This is a genomic window from Flavobacterium cupriresistens (genome assembly GCF_020911925.1).
Lineage (GTDB): Bacteria > Bacteroidota > Bacteroidia > Flavobacteriales > Flavobacteriaceae > Flavobacterium > Flavobacterium cupriresistens.
This window is the reverse complement of the sequence record NZ_CP087134.1, coordinates 1,491,591-1,508,156: the sequence shown is the minus strand read 5'-3', so window position 1 is coordinate 1,508,156 and position 16,566 is coordinate 1,491,591. Positions and strand designations below refer to the sequence as shown.

Genomic DNA, 16,566 nt, shown 5'->3' with positions numbered 1-16,566 from the left:
GTTTAATACCCTGGATTTTGCTTTAAATTCAAATTAAACAAAGCGTCTGACGGGAGACAATACAACAGATATTTCTCTGAGGAGGTATTCTTTTTCAATTCTCTGACACCTAGAAAAGTTCCAAAACGAATCATATCATTTCTTCTCCATCCTTCCCACCATAATTCTCTGCCTCTTTCAAAATAAACATTTTGGAGTGTTGCTGTTGGAGCCGGAACTCCTGTACGAACTGCAATCTTATCCAAAATATCCTGAGCAGAGCCATTGCCTGATGCGGAACCGCCTCTAAGAACGGCTTCGGCTTCCATTAACAAAGCATCGGCATAACGCATTAAGATAAAGTCGTTTTCGGGATTGTCTAAATTATTTACATCGGGTTGGTATTTTTGAGTTCTGATTCCGGCAGTTTCAATCGTTGGTCCTGAGAGAATTAGTTGTACTTCTTTGGTAAAAAACAAAAGATTTCCGTTTCTGTCTTTTAAAGGAATTGTTCCTCCCGGTGTAATTACTCCTGTAACCTCATCGGTTGTCTCAGGAGCATACATTTGTCCAAATTGAAATCCGATTGGGTTCCCGAAATGCGCGATAATTTCAGGAGTCGAATGCTGGCGACGTTCGTCTGCGGCATTAAATCGATCGTAATATTCTCCTACTGTACAAAAACCATTGTAGCCGTCCGGTGTTTGATTGTAATGCATTCCGTATCGCCAGTAGTCGCCAAGCGCTCCTCCATCACCCAATACATTTTTTGAAGAAAATAAAATCTCAGGCGAAGTGTTATTTTCCGGAACAAAATTATCCCAATACGAAGCGGCTAAACTACTTTTTATGGCTTCTACATGAGCAATGACCTTATTCATATTTGCGGCTTCAAAAATATATGGACCAGCTGGATTTGCTGCTTTGAAAACCCCGATATTCAAATAAATTTTAGCCAATAAAAAATGACCTGCATCACTATTGACTATACTTGCATCTCCCGCAACACGTTCCGGTAAATCATTCAAAATAGCCTCTAATTCGGTAATTACAAAATCGGTTGCCTGTGCTCTGGTCCATACTTTAGGGTCATTTGTTAGCGGAGATCCCGGTTCTCTGTACGGAGTTTGTCCGTATAAATCCAAAACATTGTAATAAAAGAAGGCTCTTAAAAAACGCGCCTGAACAATTTCGGAAGGATTCTTAGACTTTTCGATTATCGTATTACAATCGTACACACTTGCCAACAAACTGTTCCAGGCATTTCTGATTTCGACATTATCGGGCGTCCACGTAAGTGCATGAAATTGTCTCCAGGTACCATTATCATCCCAGTCTCCTCCTCTTGTGGGACCGACTAAGGCATCAGTAGACATTTCGTTAAGGGTATGCATTTGCTCTTGTACCTGAAAATTTCTTAACCCTTGATAAGCGGTTCGCAACAAAGCGGCGGTATTAACAGGAGTATTATCTCCTCCGGTGAGGGTTCCGTCTAAAACTTCTTCATTCAAATTCGTACAGCTAACACCTAAAAACAATGTACTGGCGAAAAAGATACTTTTTATAATATTTTTAGTTTTCATAATTTTTAAAATTAAAATGTTACGTTAAGTCCAAAAGCGATGCCTTTTGATCTTGGGTAGGCCAGATAATCCATACCAGCAGAAGGAACTCCGTTAACTTGTTTATTGATATCTACTTCGGGATCAAATCCGGTGTAATTGGTAAACAATAATAAGTTGGAACCGTTTGCATAAATGCGTACATTTTTACATTTCATTCGTTCAATTAAAGCTCCGGTAAAAGTGTATCCAAATGTTAATTCACCCATTCTCAAAAAATCTCCCTTTTGCAAAAATTTCGTCGAAGGGGAGTTTGGATCTCCTTGCGCTTGCTCCGAATAAGCGGCTTTCTCGGTAACATTTCGACCTCCTAAAAAGGCGCCTTTAAAGAAATAAGCATTTTGTGTATTGTCGTAAATATAATTTCCTGCTACTCCGTAAAAGGAAACTACGGCATCAAATCCTTTGTATCTGAAAGTAGAAGAAAAACCATAATTTAATTTTGGCAATGGTTGTTTGTCTAATAATTGTTTGGAAGCCTCTCCAAGTCCGACTGGCTGCCCTGCGGCATTGGTATAAATAGAATTGCCCGTAGCATCATATCCTTTAAAATCGTACAGATAATAGGAATAAAGCGGTTTATTATTGGTGATTACTTGTGTATAAGCGCCGTCTAATCCCTGACCATTTAAACCACCGGTTCCTACAGTACCTCTGAAGTTTTTCATTTCGTTTTTCAGGAATGAAGCATTGGCTGAAATTTCCCAAGAGATATTTTCCGTCTCAATTATTTTGTAATCCAGACTAATTTCAACTCCTTGATTGATTAGATTTCCGGGTAAATTTTTGTTACGTGGTGTATTGGGCCCCGGTTGTGTTGAGGCTTGCGGAACAGGAAAAATTAAATCTTTAGTATCTCTGTAAAAGTAATCCAGACTACCTGTTAATCTGTTTTTTAACAACGTAAAATCAGTTCCGATACCCCATGATTCTGTCGTTTCCCATTTTAGATCATCATTAGCATTCGAATCGATATTTAAATTTCCGTTATTCCCGTAACTGGCTCTTCCGATTGCTGAATTGGGAGCAAACTCCTGATTTCCTGTAATCCCCCAGTTGGCTCTGATTTTTAGATTATTAAGCAGTCCTTCTTTATTTTCGAATAAATTATCGGCAAAACCAATTGACGGAAATGTTCCGTATTTATTGTTGGCACCCAATTTAGTAGAACCGTCTGTACGAACTGTGGCAGTAAGCACATATTGTTTAAAGAAAGTAGCATCAGCTCTGGCATAAAAAGATTGTAACTCCGAAACATTTTTAAAAGAACTCGATCTAAACTCATTCTGAAGTCCGCCTTCAATATTATCTATTAAATTGGTTTGAGCCAAATCATATCCTTTCCCGGAAGTTACAAAACCACTGGCGAGGTAATAATAATACGAATAACCGACTAAGGCATTCACATTAAAATTGTCACTAAATTTATTGGTATAATTTAAGTTGTTCTCAAAAGTTTTATTGAAATTGGTGATTCCTTGAATCGAGGCTGTACCGTATTTCGTAATAACAGGATCTGATCCCGGAACGGTTCCGAAGAATGCATCTCCCTGAATTTGCATGGTTGGTAAAATTTGACTTTTTCTGGTAGAGCCCGAAGTTTCAACCCCGAATAGGAAATTGTATTTAAAGTGACTTCCTAATCGAAGTACCGCATTAATGCTTCCTAATAATTTATTGGTGTTTGTATAATCTTTATAAGAGTCTAATAATTGTACCGGATTCAGGTAGGTTTCGCTTACCACATTATAATGTCCGTCGGCATTGTAAATTGGTCGCGTTGGATTCCAATATAAAGCTGCACCAATAACATTCCCGATGTAACTCGCGTTGTTTGTTATTAAAGTCGTTTCGTCGTTTATGCTCGCATAAAGCAATTTCGTATCTACTTTTAGTATTTTATCGAAAAAATTATTGGAGTTGAAAAACGAAACGGTGTACTTGTCCAAACCGGTGTTTTTTACAATTCCTTTATTATTGCTTGTAGAAAAAGAAACTCTCGTACTCGAATTCTCGCTTGCCGAATTGAAAGATAAAGTATTGTTTATTGCTATTCCTTTCTGCAATACAGCATCTTGCCAATTGTAATTTCTTCCTCCAAAATCCTGATTATTAATTTGTGGAGTCCCTGTCACAGGATCTGCCGGTATAGAAGGTACTCCGGCTGCTTTACTGGCTGCCACAAACTGATTCGCATTCATGACACCAAAATTTCCGGCTTTTGTACTGAACTGAGTTGAGGTACTAAAGTTGAATTCAGGAACATTAGATTTTCCCTTTTTGGTCGTAATTACAATCACACCATTTGCGCCACGAGCACCGTATATCGCGGTAGACGAAGCATCTTTTAACACCGAAATAGACTCGATATCTGCTTCATTTATAAAATTTAAAGGATTTTTCGCCGAAGAGGTTCCCAGTAAATCAGCCCCTTCTGCCGATACGTCTCCACCGCTTAACGGAACACCGTCTACCACAATCAAAGGTCCGTTACCCGAACGTACAGAAGAAGAACCTCGCACCCGAATGGTTACGGCAGAACCCGGCTCTCCGCTGGTTTGTGTAACTTGTACGCCCGCTACTTTACCTCTTAACAATAAAGCCGGTGAAGTATTTGAAACTCCATCAAAATCCTTAGACGAAAGTACGTCCACCGCCCCTGTTAAATCTTTCTTTTTTGCGGTTCCGTAACCCACTACCACCACTTCATTTAACTCGCTGCGGTCTTGCGCCATCGTTACATTTATCTTGGTTTTGTCCCCTACGTTTACTTCTTGGTTTTTAAGACCTATGTAACTAAAGATCAATACCGCGCCTTTCCCTACATTTTTAATCGTAAATCTTCCATCAAAATCGGTTTGAGCTTCATTTTTGCTTCCTTTTACTATAATCGAAACGCCAGGGAGCGGCCCATTAGAATCCGAAACCAGCCCTGACACTTCCTGCGAATACATCAAGCTAGTACATAGCATGGTTAAAATAACCAGTAAGCCTTTTTGTAGACTATTTTTCATTGTAATACTGTTTTAGTTAATAATTTTGGTCTTTGTTTGTTAGTTCTATTCAAATGGTTTTCAACTGTTTTGGTGCAGTCCTTATACTGCTACACTATTAAAATTGTAAACCAGTGCAGCAGCTCCTAAAACGGCGCTGTTTTTAAGTTGTGATTTTTCTATTTTGAGTTTCTTTAATTCAACAGGAAACATAAAATCCTCAAGTCCCTGCCAAACGGCATCAATAAAAAACTCATATGAATTACTTATGGATCCGCCCAGAATTATGGTTTCAGGATCGTAGGCGTATAAAACTATTTTGACAACCTCAGCCAGGTTTTTTCCGTAATCCTTAAAAACTTCCAATGCTTTTTGATCTCCTTTTTTGGCTTCCAGATAGAGTTTTTCTCCATCTAATCCGCGGGAAGTAAAAAACCCGCTGGCGCAATATTGCTCGATAATTCCATCCTTATAAGATATGCTTCCTATTTCTCCGGCTCCGGTGTTTACGCCCTGATACAGTTTGTTTTCGATAATGATTCCGCTGCCAAGCCCCGTTCCGATAGTCACTCCGACAAAGTTTGTAGCGTTCCTTCCTTTTCCGAAGAAATTTTCACCTAAGGCAAAACAATTCGAATCATTGTTGACGTACACCGGAATTTTAAAATGATTCTCTAGTATTTTTTTCAAGTGAACTTCTTTCCAAGATGGTATTGCAACTACATCGTATACAATTCCTTCTTTCCAGTCTACTACACTTGGTACTCCAATACCAATGCCTTCACAATCGGGCTGATAAACTTGTTCTATGGCTTCTATTAATCGGTCTAAAACTATTTGTTCAGATTCTTTGGCGGGTGTATTTAACAGACATTCGGAAATTATTTCATTCCCTAAAATAAGGCTGGTGTGAATTTTTGTCCCTCCCATGTCAACGCCTATAATTTTTCTTTCCGACATTTTTACAACTTTATATAATTATTGATTTTCTTTTGTTTTCTTTACATTTATTATAGCATTATTTACCAATGGTTTAGCCCAAAAACCAATGCTGAGGATATATCCGAGCGTACCATACAAAACCGTCATGGCATAACGCAACCCAATTATATCGCCCAGTTTCCCGATTAGTAACGACATAACTGCTCCGCCTACAATACCGGTACATAAAATACCCGAGAAGGCTCCATGATTATTTTTAAGAGAGTTTAATGCCAATGAAAAAACTACTGACCACATTACCGAAAGGGCAAAACCGGAGAGTGGAAACGCATAAAGTGAAACCTGTGCGGTACCAAACAGCGCAAGAGTCAGACTTACAATAGCGCCTGTGGCAAACAAAATAAGCACTTTACGACTGTCTAAGAATTTAAGCAAAAGCAATCCCAGAAGACAGCCTGCCGTTAAAAGTCCCCAGAAATAAGCCACCGCTTCAGCACCAATCGTCTGAGGGGAATATTGATGATAATCGCTTAGAAATTTTGACATCCAATTGGCGATTCCCTGTTCTGTGCCTACGTAAGCAAAAGTTCCAAAGAAGAAAAGAAGCACCGTTTTGTTTTTAAGCAAATCTTTGTAAACGCTCCAGGTTCCTGCTTTTTCGTCTTCCTCTAACTCAACTTTCGGGAATTTAAAAAGCAAAATAATAACAGCCATTGTGAGTGCTGTTATAGCAAAAATCCAATATAAGGAAACCCAATTCAGAGTATCGGGAACCAGTTTTGAGAGAATTTCCAGAAACTCGTTTGCATTTGTCCGGTCGTGTTTGATGTTGGTCACCAGATAACTATAAACCAGCGGACTTAAAAATGAAGCCAATCCAAAAAACAATTGTGCCATTACCGAATTGAAAGCAAAATGTTCTTCGCCTCCCGAGACTCTTAACAATGGATTAATGGCTACTTGCAAAGCCGCCATCCCGATTCCTATTAAAAACAACGAAACCAACGCCATAGCATAATAAGGAAACAATCCGAATAAGAGCGAACCTACTGCGGCTATCAAAAAGGAAAACACCATTACTTTTTTCTCTCTGTACTTCTCAAGCAAAACACCTGCTGAGGTTGACATTACACCATAAGCCGCAAAAAACGAAAACGGAAGAAAACCAACCATACCCAATGATAAATGGTAACTATTGATAATATCCGGAATCAATGGCCCCATAATGTTAGTCAGAAAAGAAATAACAAAAAAGGTCAAAAACACCAATCCCACTGTTAACTTACTCGTTTTCATTTATTTGTTTATTAATTAAAAAGTTAGATTTAGGCATGCGTATTCCCTTTGAATAAAAAAGTCTTATTTTGGATTTCTTATTCGCTTTATTTTAAATAGTTGTACTTCACTATTTACAGAAATGATCTTACTGTTATTAGTCTACATTCCAGCCTTTGTATCTAAAAACGGGTTTTTCGCCTTTTAAAGCAGCCACCGGAAAAGTGACTTTTATTGTCCTGCTTTCTTTTGGTACTAATGAGATATAGTTATCGTCCCACAAAACCGGAACTATTGATTTCCCTGAAAGGTCACCAACGATATTTAACTCAATTAAAAACGCGATAGCAGCTGACGGGTTTTTAAGTTCCACCGTAACCTCATAGTTATCTTTTTCCTTTTTAATGGTATGCTGAGCGGCTATTTTTACTTTTGGCAATTTATCCAAATCTTTAAAGTCAGCATATTCCATTAATGGGGTGTGTATCCAGTCTGATTTTTTAAAATCGAATACATCTTTTTTAGTCGACAACCAATAAAAATTATCTGCAATTGATTTTCCATTCTCATCTGATAAATTCATTTTCAGAAAATAGATTTTTGAATATGCTTTATCATCCGGTAAAGCGATCGTTTTAAGTGAAGCATTTCCATTTACAGCAACTGTTTCTTCCTTTTCGAAAATTACTTTTCCGTTAAAATCAAATACCTTGACCTGAGCTTTCAATTTTTTAGTTTTCTGCGGATTCAAATTGCTTACATAAACCGCGTTATCACCATAATTGTAAGCGATATTTACCTGACGAGCCCCCAATCTTGCTCCATAAAAAGCGGCATTTGGCAAGAGATTGTAATCCCAAAACTGCCAGATTAGTTTGGGCCACGGCGAGTTAAACATCCACTGTACGATTCCTGTCGTATTGCTTCTGTTTATTGCAAAAGCTTCGTACATCGAACGCATCGATTCTAAATTTGAGGCCTGACTTTTAAAAGTAAAATCCTCAACATTATGCTGAATTCCGTATCTGTTGTTGAAAGCCGTTGTGAAACGCTCAAGGGTTTGAAATTCATTTCTTCCACAATGAAAATCCCAAGTTGTATTTATAGGCCATAATTTATCTTCGGGAATCATGCTTTTTACAACTTCAAGTGAAGGAACCTGAGGGCCGGGTCCTGTCTCGGTGTTAAAACCAAAAGCACCTCCGTTTTCCGTGTCCACAAACCAATAATTGGGCGCTACATATTCATAAGGACCATTCATTTTTACTCCGGTTTTTCCCGAAATTGTACTTTCCATTCCTTTGCAAGACATTAAAAGAGGTCTCGAAGTATCAATTTCTTTAAACAAAATATTGTATTTTTCTTCCAATTCCGGACGAGGTAGTTTATCACTTCCCATTACCCAGACAAAAATACTCGGATGGTTTCGTAGCCAATTGACATGATCGCGGGTGTAGTTGATAATGAGATTCATGTCTTCGGGAGTTTTGATCGACATAAAATCATCTTCCGGTTTGTCCAGGTACCCTTTCCATTCCCATTGACAGCTCCAACCCACCATCATCAAAAGTCCCATTTCATCGGCCATTTCGTAAATTCTTTCGCTATTTCCCCAAAAACCTTCCATCCTAACCGTGTTCATGTTAGTCTGTTTTACGTATTCTAATTGGGCTTTTACTTTTTCTTCGGTATCGTTTAAGAACATTCCATCGACCCAGCCGCCGCCTTTAATCAGAACTTCAACACCATTTAATTTATAACCTCTGTACCCTTTTGCAGTGATATAATCCTCCACTTCACGGATTCCGAAAGAAGTAGCTTTTGAATAGGAAACTTTTTTATTGGTTTCAATAGACAGGGTCAACGTGTACAAGTTTGGTTTTCCTAATTCGTACGTCCACCACAAACGAGGATTTTTAATATTCAACTGTTTAAACTCTGAAGATTTAAAAACAATGATTCGCTTCTCAAAAGGCTGAAGTGTTACTTTCTTTTCGAAAGTGATGTTTTCAATTTTTCCTTTTAAAAGTGATTCTACCGCTTCGTTGGTATGGTTTACAGCCTCAGCCGAAATTTCCAATGTTGCATTCTTGTATTCTTTTTTATCAATTTTTGAGGTCACAAAGATGTTATTCAGACTTGTTTTGTCTGAAATTTTAAGCTTTACAGGTCTCCAAAGTCCCAATTCGCGATCCGGTGCCATAGGTGCCCAATCGACAAAACCAATTGAGGGCTCATCCGGCTTTTGATGAAAAACTTCAACAGCAAGCACATTCTTTCCCTTTTTTATATGTTTTGAAATGTTTAAAGTAAATATTCTGAAGCCTCCGAACAAACTGTCTGCAGCAGCAATCTTGCTGCCATTCAGCCAAACATTGGCCCGATAATTAATCCCTTCAAATTGCAATTCTGTATTTTTTGAGGCGTCTTCGATAACAAACTCATTTCTATACCACCAAGGCACTCTAAATCGTGTCGTATCTACTTTACTGATATTTTCTCCCATAAAAATATCCGCGTATTCTTTATTGGCAATTAAAGAAGCCATCACCGTTGACGGAACTGTGGTTGTATACCATTTTGAAACTTCAAAACCGGCTACAGAAATCTTATCTCCCGAATTGTTTATTTGGGCAGATGATGCTATAGTCCAGCCTTCTTTTAATTGTTGTTCGAATTTTACATTTTGAGCATTTACAGCCATCATACAGCTCATTACCCAAAAAAGAAATGAAATTAAAATCGCATTAGTATAATTTATATTCTTCATAATTTTTCTTTTAATCTAATTAGGGAGATTACTATTGGTTAAGATTTAAGGTTTGAAACATTTTGGTCTTCTGACTTAGTCATTTAAATTCATCATTTTTTTACTACAAAATAAAAAAGGATACATTTCACTAAAACCAATTAAATGCTTCTAAAAAAGGTTAAAAAAACTAATAATTAAAACATTTTTAAGCATTTCATTAAAAACCACAAAACAAAAGTAGTCTTGTAATTGAATTGATAATGGTATATTTGCGATAATTAATCTTCATTTTGCGAATATTTACAATTCCAAAATTCGAAGCAAACTAGTACTTATTTTCAGATTTCATTTTAATGTAAAGCACTGTATCCCAATTAACATCTAATAAAAATGACACCCAAAGTATTATTGTTAGTTAACTTTTCTGAAGAATATGGCCGAGGGCTTTTAAACGGAATTGCGAAATATTCCAGACTATTTGGCCCGCTTAACTTTTGCCGGATTCCAATTGTAAGCGGAAATAAAAAGGATTTAAAAAATGCCATTGCATGGGCCAGAACCTGGGGTGCTAATGGCATTATAGCGCAAATTGAAAATGAACAGGTATTTGAAAAATTGCTTTCGTTAAACATTCCGATCATTGCACAGGATACTAACGAACGTTTTGCCGGCATTCCAAACATTACCGGACTTTATAAAGAAACGGGACACATGGCCGCTTCTTATTTTATCGAAAAAGGCTTTAAAAATTTTGCTTTTTATGGCTTTGATAATATTGTCTGGTCGCGTGAACGATGTGAAGGGTTTTGCGAAAAAGTGAAAGAAGTCAATTGTAACGTTCACATCTACCAACATCAAAAAGAAGAAACTCCGCCACTATGGAGCTACAAAGAATCACAACTTGCCGATTGGCTTAAAGCTTTACCAAAACCAATCGCCATCATGACCTGCGACGATAATCAGGGGCAACATGTTACCGAAGCCTGTAAAGCCATTGGTATCAACGTTCCCGAACAAGTCTCTGTGCTTGGAGTCGACAATGATCTGAGTATTTGCAATCTGTCTGATCCTCCCTTATCGAGTATTTCTTTAAATACTGAAAAAGCCGGTTTCGAAACGGCACAGCTTCTTAGTAAAATGATGCAAAATAAAGAAGGGATTTACAACGATATTCAGGTAGAACATTTACAAATAATTACCCGTAGATCAACCGATTTTCTGGCGGTAAACGATAAAGAAATAAGCAAAGCGCTTCATTTTATCTATTACAATTATAAAGAAAGAATTGCCGTAGATGATGTTGTGAAGGCCACCGCATTGTCGAGAAGAGTTTTAGAAAAAAGATTCCAATTGGTTTTAAAGCGAAGTATACTCGACGAAATCAATACTCTAAGAATCAAACAGGTCAAACAACTTTTGATCGAAACAGATCTGTCTGTCACAGAGATTTCAGATGTTTGTGGTTACACGGATATTAAAAATCTTTCGAGATATTTTAGCCGACACGAAGGAGTTAATCCTTTAGAATTTCGAAAATTGAAGCAATTGAAATAATACATTATGTTCTGTTTCATTACAAAACACTGGCATTCAGGATTTTTCTAAAAACAGTTTCTATTTCGTGAAATCATTCAAAATTATATAATCATTTAATTTTTTCCATTTAAAATACAATAGTAATAAGACTATCAACAAAATCCCCACAACTATAGAGACAATTAATAAAGCCGTTTCTATTTGATAGGTATAGTCTAAATCAACCCCATCTTTACTATTTTGTAATGCCTTAATTTTGCTTTCTAAATTCCAGGTTCTTTGTTCAAAATATCTAGCTTTACTCTCATATATACTTTTAATTCTGACATTTATTAGTTCGTCTTGAAAACCATAATTCTTAGCGAGGTTGTAAATTCTTTCCGCATTTTCAGGCTCTCTTTTTAGTCTTACCAGATTCCCTAACTCGAAAAGCAAAATCGAAATAACCCTGTCTTTTGGTTTTATAAAACTAATTCGCTCGTTTACCTGATAATAAATTTCTTTTGCCAACTTGTCTACTTCGGCATTCGATAATTTTGTTTTAGGTTCTCTCTTGTCTCCAAAATTAGTATTTATTAAAAACTGACCTGAAACATCTGTCAGATTCTTAATTTTTGCTTCTAAAATTCTCAAGTGCAGCCACTCCGAACCATTATGAGATTCGGGATTAATCTGAATCGATTTTTTAATCCATTCATATGCTTTTTGATTTTCTCCTATTAGTTCATAAAGAGTTCCAATATTTGAAGCTGTTGAATATCGATTAGGTTTAATTCGTTCAATATTCAGATACAATTCTAAGGCTTTCTTATACTTTTTTTGAACAATTAAAACATAACCCTTATCAGACAAATACTCTATATTATTTGTTTTCTTGTATAAACCCTCAAGTTCGGAAATCAATTTTGGGAAGTTATCTAACCCGAAATTATGCCCATGAGGAACAAGACCTTGATAATCTACATAAACTATAACTCCATTTTTTAATTCTTTTGTTTCCCCATTCAAACAAGCAAAAGTCTTAAATGAAATCAAAACCAGAACAACAAAAACTTTAAACTTATTCATATTAACAAAACAATAAATTAAACCTGAAACTTGAAACAAAAAAAACAGGAACCAAAAAACAACATCAATTCAACCACCAAATACTGGCATTCAGAATCGCAGCAAAAGCAACCCAAACCATATACGGAATTAGTAAATACCCTGCTGTTTTGTTGATTTTAATAAATTTCAAATACGTTTCATAAATCATCAATTCTAAAACTGCAATCTCAATCAGAGCCAACATCGGGTTTTTCAATCCAAAGAAAAGATACGACCAAATCGCATTTAAAGTCAATTGAATCAAAAAGAAACCTAAAGCCGTTTTTACCTCTTGATTTTGTTCTTTTATTTTATCCCAAACCAATCCTGCTGCTACCGCCATTAAAACATAAAGAAACGTCCAAACCGGCATGAAAATCCAATTGGGCGGATTAAAAGCTGGTTTTATAAGCGTAACATACCAAGTCTCAATACTGGGTCTTGTAACCGTACTGGCAGAATAACCCACTAACAAACAAACCATTAAAGCAATTACAATTCGGACTATTTTATTCATTATATTTAATTTTAAGCCAAAAATAGACAAAAATGGACTTTAAACCATATAAGTGATGTAAGTTCAGGAAAGTCTATGCGCTACTTCATATTTTCTCGCATAACTTATATCGTTTAAATCTACCACTTTTAGCATCAACAAATAAAAAATAAGCTTTGAACCCTATAAACCAAACAAGCAAAGTAAAACCCAAGCGCTGCCTTATATTTTCTTACATCACTTATATGGTTTAAATATGCCACTTTTAGCATCAACAAATAAAAAATGAGCTTTGAACCCTATAAACCAAACAAGCTCAGTAAAATCCAAGCGCTGCCTTATATTTTCTTACATCACTTATATGGTTTAAATATTCCCCTTTTAGCATCAAACAAATAAAAAATGAGCTTTGAACCCTATAAACCAAACAAGCAAAGTAAAACCCAAGCGCTGCCTTATATTTTCTTACATCACTTATATGGTTTAAATATTCCCCTTTTAGCGACAAATAAATAAGAAAAAGTATCTTTGTCAAAATTTTATATTTCATGTTTACAGCAACTGATTTTATTCCAAATAAATATACTTCGGATATCCAAAAAGGCAATTTTGAGTGGAGCGCTCCCAGCAATATTGCATTAGTAAAATACTGGGGCAAAAAAGACAATCAGATTCCGGCGAATCCATCTGTGAGTTTTACACTTAACAATTGTAAAACGATTACTAAACTGGCTTTTGAGAAGAAAGACACTTCGGCTTCGCTCAGTGTTTCAACTTCACTCAATGCTACTGCTAAGGATTTTTCTTTTGATTTGCTTTTTGAAGGAAAATCAAAAGAAGATTTTAAACCCAAAATTCAGAAGTTTTTAGAAAGAATCGAAGTATATCTTCCTTTTTTGAAACAATACCATTTTACGATTGACACTCAGAATACCTTTCCGCACAGTTCAGGAATTGCTTCTTCGGCATCTGGAATGGCGGCTTTGGCAATGAACTTTATGAGTCTCGAAAAAGCACTGAATCCTGAAATGACCGACGATTATTTCTTTCAAAAAGCTTCCTTTCTTGCACGTTTAGGTTCGGGAAGCGCCTGCAGAAGTGTAAAAGGAAAAGTGGTTGTTTGGGGAAATCAAGCCAATATTGAAGGAAGTTCTGACTTATTTGGTGTTGAATTTCCGTACGCCATTCATGACAATTTCAAGAATTATCAGGACACTATTTTATTGGTCGATAAAGGCGAAAAACAGGTTTCCAGTACCGTTGGACATGATTTAATGCACAACCATCCGTATGCCGAAAGACGTTTTGCTCAGGCGCATGAAAACCTGGATCAGTTAATTGCCATTTTTAAAAGCGGTAATCTGGACGAATTCATAAAAGTAGTAGAAAGTGAAGCCCTGACTTTACATGCTATGATGATGACTTCTATGCCCTACTATATTTTGATGAAACCAAACACTTTGCAGATTATAAATGCCATCTGGAAATTCAGAAATGAAACTCAGATTCCGGTTTGTTTTACGCTTGATGCTGGGGCAAATGTTCACGTTCTGTATCCCGAAAACGTTAGCGAAAAAGTGTTACAATTTATTCAGGACGAATTAGTTGTATTTTGTCAGAATGGTCAGTACATTTGCGACAAAATTGGAGATGGTGCAATTGCATTATAATTTTTGTATCTTTAATTAAAAATTCAGATTATGGACATTCAATTAGAAAAACTCGAGTTGATCAAAATGTTAGCAGATACAGAAGATCCGGCTATCATTCAGTCCATCCGCAAAATTTTTAAGAAAGAAAAAAAAGATTGGTGGGAGGAGTTGACGGAGGAGCAAAAAGAAGAGATTAAAGAAGGGGAAAGACAAATTGAACGTGGAGAATACTCTGATTTTGAAACTTTCATTCAAAAATACATCTAAGATTTAAGTAATGAGGCAAATTGTAATTTCAGATTTTGCTAAAACTAAAATCAAGGATATTTTAGAACACATAGAGAATAAATGGTCAGAAAGTGTTCGTCAAAAATTTGCTCAAAAATTATACTATTGCCTAAAAGTTATTCGAGAAAACCCTGAGGCTTTTCCAAAATCTGAAAGCAATAAAAAAACGCACAAATGTGTTATTACAAAACAGACAACAATTTATTATAAATTCAATATTAAAAGAGTTGAGATAATTGCTGTTTTTGACACCAGACAAGACCCAAATAAAATAAAGAAAGACATTAAATAAATTATGAAAGGACCATTATTTTACTCGAAAATATTACTTTTTGGAGAATACGGAATTATCCGTGATTCCAAAGGACTTTCTATTCCTTATAACTTTTACAATGGTGCTTTAAAGAAAACCGAAGAACCTTCGGCAGAAGCTATTGCATCAAACGCAAGCCTGAAACGTTTCGTAGACTATCTTGAAACCTTACAAACAGAACAACCGGAATTGGTTACTTTTGATTTGACTACATTAAAAAATGATGTTGAAACAGGTATGTATTTCGATTCCAGTATTCCACAAGGATACGGAGTTGGAAGCAGCGGTGCTCTTGTAGCGGCGATCTACGATAAATATGCTACAAATAAAATTACCGTTTTAGAAAATCTAACTCGCGAAAAACTGTTACAGCTTAAAAATATATTTTCTCAAATGGAGAGTTTTTTCCACGGAAAAAGCTCCGGTTTAGATCCTTTAAACAGTTATCTAAGCATTCCAATCTTAATCAATTCTAAAGACAATATTGAAGCAACCGGTATTCCGACTCAAAGTTTTGACGGAAAAGGCGCTGTGTTTTTATTAGACTCCGGAATTGTAGGCGAAACGGCTCCAATGGTAAATATTTTTATGGAAAACCTAAAAGACAAAGGTTTCCGTACCATGCTTAAAAACCAGTTTGTAAAATATACCGATGCCTGTGTCGAAAACTTTTTACATGGTGACATGAAATCGTTATTCACCAACACCAAGAAACTTTCTAAAGTTGTTTTGAATAACTTCAAACCAATGATTCCGGAACAATTTCACGGAATCTGGCAACACGGAATTGACACAAATGATTATTACTTAAAACTTTGTGGTTCTGGCGGTGGTGGTTATATTCTAGGTTTTACTGAAGATTTAGAACGCGCTAAAGTTTCGTTAAAGGACTATAAATTAGAAGTTGTTTATCAATTCTAATTTATAATTTCTCCAAAATTTTACCGTTCCAATAAGTAGAATTCAATTCTATTTGCCTTTTTTGATTTTGTTGCTTTGTCTGATTTTTTTATAAAAATTTAAACTAAACATGTCAATATGAAAAGTATCTTAAGAATTATAAGGACTACTCTTGTGGGAGGAATTCTTTTTTTGGTTCCGCTTGCCATATTTTTTATTCTCCTTGAGAAAGCTTATCATATTGTACAAAAAATAACACTTCCTTTATCGAGTCATTTGCCTAAAGTAAAGATATTAGGATTGGCGCTACAGGAAATAATCGGATTAGTAATCATCATCGTTATCTGTTTTTTAGCAGGTATAGTTGCCAAAACAAAAACGGCAAAAAATCTGGTTACTAAACTTGAGGATAAAATTTTAAGCCTGATTCCGGGATATTCGTTTATGAAAGGCATAAATGAAAACATATTCGGAACTAACGATGAAGAGAATTTAAAAGTAATTTTGGCTCGTGTAGATGATGGTTGGCAATTTGCTTTTTTGATCGAACAAATTAATGAAGACCATTTTACCGTTTTTATTCCGGATGCACCAAATCCAATGGGTGGAGGCGTTTATTTTATGGAAAAAGAACGAATTAAAGAAGTACCGGTTTCACAAAGAGAAGCGCTGCAATGCATAAGAAAACTTGGATTTGGCTCTGCAGCTCTATTAAAAGATGTACTTTAG

The 16,566-nt window shown here is 36.0% G+C and carries 13 protein-coding genes; 6 read left to right on the top strand and 7 right to left on the bottom strand.

Translation table 11 applies throughout. The features are described 5' to 3' along the window. Positions 1–2: 2 nt before the first annotated feature. From LNP23_RS06830 to LNP23_RS06810, 5 genes are all read right to left on the bottom strand, one after another. Complete coding sequence (locus tag LNP23_RS06830; protein ID WP_230004372.1) at positions 3–1,562, bottom strand: RagB/SusD family nutrient uptake outer membrane protein; 1,560 nt, start codon at positions 1,560–1,562, stop codon at positions 3–5. Between the two features lie 11 nt (positions 1,563–1,573). Then, positions 1,574–4,615, bottom strand: coding sequence for a SusC/RagA family TonB-linked outer membrane protein (locus tag LNP23_RS06825; protein WP_230004371.1), 3,042 nt, complete (start codon positions 4,613–4,615; stop codon positions 1,574–1,576). A gap of 81 nt (positions 4,616–4,696) precedes the next feature. Further along, a complete protein-coding gene (locus LNP23_RS06820; RefSeq protein ID WP_230004370.1) occupies positions 4,697–5,554 on the bottom strand; it encodes an ROK family protein in 858 nt (285 codons plus the stop codon). A gap of 18 nt (positions 5,555–5,572) precedes the next feature. Next, the gene (locus LNP23_RS06815) at positions 5,573–6,832 is read right to left on the bottom strand and encodes an MFS transporter (protein WP_230004369.1); all 1,260 of its coding nucleotides are present in this window, start codon (positions 6,830–6,832) and stop codon (positions 5,573–5,575) included. A gap of 136 nt (positions 6,833–6,968) precedes the next feature. After that, a complete protein-coding gene (locus tag LNP23_RS06810; protein ID WP_230004368.1) occupies positions 6,969–9,581 on the bottom strand; it encodes a glycosyl hydrolase 2 galactose-binding domain-containing protein in 2,613 nt (870 codons plus the stop codon). Positions 9,582–9,953: 372 nt separating this feature from the next. Between LNP23_RS06810 and LNP23_RS06805 the strand changes: the two genes are divergently transcribed. After that, complete coding sequence (locus LNP23_RS06805; RefSeq protein WP_047777777.1) at positions 9,954–11,117, top strand: AraC family transcriptional regulator; 1,164 nt, start codon at positions 9,954–9,956, stop codon at positions 11,115–11,117. 60 nt (positions 11,118–11,177) lie between these two features. Here LNP23_RS06805 and LNP23_RS06800 read toward each other — a convergent pair whose 3' ends face one another. Next, positions 11,178–12,167 carry a tetratricopeptide repeat protein gene (locus tag LNP23_RS06800; RefSeq protein ID WP_230004367.1) on the bottom strand — a complete coding sequence of 330 codons (990 nt, stop codon included), beginning with the start codon at positions 12,165–12,167 and terminating at the stop codon, positions 11,178–11,180. A gap of 64 nt (positions 12,168–12,231) precedes the next feature. Next, positions 12,232–12,705 (bottom strand): TspO/MBR family protein, encoded by a 474-nt coding sequence (locus LNP23_RS06795; protein ID WP_230004366.1) that lies wholly within the window; start codon positions 12,703–12,705, stop codon positions 12,232–12,234. A gap of 527 nt (positions 12,706–13,232) precedes the next feature. Here LNP23_RS06795 and LNP23_RS06790 point away from each other — a divergent pair. The 5 genes from LNP23_RS06790 (at position 13,233) to LNP23_RS06770 (ending at position 16,566) form a co-directional block, all read left to right on the top strand. Next, positions 13,233–14,354 carry a diphosphomevalonate decarboxylase gene (locus tag LNP23_RS06790; RefSeq protein WP_230004365.1) on the top strand — a complete coding sequence of 374 codons (1,122 nt, stop codon included), beginning with the start codon at positions 13,233–13,235 and terminating at the stop codon, positions 14,352–14,354. Between the two features lie 30 nt (positions 14,355–14,384). Further along, on the top strand, positions 14,385–14,603 hold the full coding sequence (locus LNP23_RS06785) for a hypothetical protein (protein ID WP_230004364.1): 219 nt from the start codon (positions 14,385–14,387) through the stop codon (positions 14,601–14,603). A 10-nt stretch (positions 14,604–14,613) separates the two neighbouring features. After that, on the top strand, positions 14,614–14,916 hold the full coding sequence (locus LNP23_RS06780; RefSeq protein WP_230004363.1) for a type II toxin-antitoxin system RelE/ParE family toxin: 303 nt from the start codon (positions 14,614–14,616) through the stop codon (positions 14,914–14,916). 3 nt (positions 14,917–14,919) lie between these two features. Further along, positions 14,920–15,858: a mevalonate kinase family protein gene (locus LNP23_RS06775; RefSeq protein WP_047777768.1), complete on the top strand. Its 939-nt coding sequence runs from the start codon at positions 14,920–14,922 to the stop codon at positions 15,856–15,858. 117 nt (positions 15,859–15,975) lie between these two features. After that, on the top strand, positions 15,976–16,566 hold the full coding sequence (locus LNP23_RS06770; RefSeq protein WP_230004362.1) for a DUF502 domain-containing protein: 591 nt from the start codon (positions 15,976–15,978) through the stop codon (positions 16,564–16,566).

Coding starts and splice junctions, on each gene's coding strand:
- LNP23_RS06810 (WP_230004368.1), bottom strand. CDS start 9,581: ATGAAGAATATAAATTATACTAATGCGATTTTAATTTCATTTCTTTTT.
- LNP23_RS06805 (WP_047777777.1), top strand. CDS start 9,954: ATGACACCCAAAGTATTATTGTTAGTTAACTTTTCTGAAGAATATGGC.
- LNP23_RS06815 (WP_230004369.1), bottom strand. CDS start 6,832: ATGAAAACGAGTAAGTTAACAGTGGGATTGGTGTTTTTGACCTTTTTT.
- LNP23_RS06770 (WP_230004362.1), top strand. CDS start 15,976: ATGAAAAGTATCTTAAGAATTATAAGGACTACTCTTGTGGGAGGAATT.
- LNP23_RS06790 (WP_230004365.1), top strand. CDS start 13,233: ATGTTTACAGCAACTGATTTTATTCCAAATAAATATACTTCGGATATC.
- LNP23_RS06795 (WP_230004366.1), bottom strand. CDS start 12,705: ATGAATAAAATAGTCCGAATTGTAATTGCTTTAATGGTTTGTTTGTTA.
- LNP23_RS06785 (WP_230004364.1), top strand. CDS start 14,385: ATGGACATTCAATTAGAAAAACTCGAGTTGATCAAAATGTTAGCAGAT.
- LNP23_RS06825 (WP_230004371.1), bottom strand. CDS start 4,615: ATGAAAAATAGTCTACAAAAAGGCTTACTGGTTATTTTAACCATGCTA.
- LNP23_RS06800 (WP_230004367.1), bottom strand. CDS start 12,167: ATGAATAAGTTTAAAGTTTTTGTTGTTCTGGTTTTGATTTCATTTAAG.
- LNP23_RS06780 (WP_230004363.1), top strand. CDS start 14,614: ATGAGGCAAATTGTAATTTCAGATTTTGCTAAAACTAAAATCAAGGAT.
- LNP23_RS06830 (WP_230004372.1), bottom strand. CDS start 1,562: ATGAAAACTAAAAATATTATAAAAAGTATCTTTTTCGCCAGTACATTG.
- LNP23_RS06820 (WP_230004370.1), bottom strand. CDS start 5,554: ATGTCGGAAAGAAAAATTATAGGCGTTGACATGGGAGGGACAAAAATT.
- LNP23_RS06775 (WP_047777768.1), top strand. CDS start 14,920: ATGAAAGGACCATTATTTTACTCGAAAATATTACTTTTTGGAGAATAC.